This is a genomic window from Citrobacter sp. TBCS-14 (assembly GCF_005280805.1).
Classification (GTDB): Bacteria; Pseudomonadota; Gammaproteobacteria; order Enterobacterales; family Enterobacteriaceae; genus Citrobacter; species Citrobacter gillenii.
Genome location: NZ_SZWM01001242.1, coordinates 1 through 519, shown reverse-complemented (window position 1 = coordinate 519; position 519 = coordinate 1). Strand labels below are relative to the sequence as shown.

At 46.1% G+C, this 519-nt stretch carries 2 pseudogenes; both read left to right on the top strand.

The features are described from left to right. The first annotated feature begins 121 nt into the window (after positions 1-121). Positions 122-429 (top strand): annotated as a pseudogene (gene flgM / locus FDX22_RS26490) (flagellar biosynthesis anti-sigma factor FlgM). A gap of 3 nt (positions 430-432) precedes the next feature. Further along, positions 433-519, top strand: a pseudogene (locus tag FDX22_RS26485) (flagellar biosynthesis protein FlgN); the annotation flags it as partial.

Sequence of the window (519 nt, the reverse complement as noted above, 5' to 3'; positions counted from 1 at the left end):
TGATGGGAATATTCTTATTAACCTATAATAGGTTAAAGATTTTTTAGCGAGTGCCGATAGATAATCAACCAATGATTAAAGCGGGTCGCTATAGCGTAACCCCTCGATGAGGATAGAAAAAATGAGTATTGATCGTACCTCACCATTGAAGCCAGTTAGTACTGTCCAGCCGCGCGAAGCCAGCGACACGTTGGTCCAAAAAACGCGTAAGGAAAAAACGTCCACGACCAACAGCACTAGCGTCATGTTGAGCGACGCGCAGGCAAAGCTGATGCAACCCGGCACCAACGACATCAATATGGAGCGCGTTGAATCACTGAAAACCGCCATCCGTAACGGTGAGTTGAAAATGGATACNTGAAAATGGATACCGGAAAAATTGCCGACTCGCTGATCCGCGAGGCACAGAGCTACCTACAGAGTAAATAAAGTATGACTCGTTTGTCAGAAATACTTGATCAGATGACGACCGTCCTCAATGACCTGAAAACGGTGATGGATGCTGAGCAGCATCAGCTT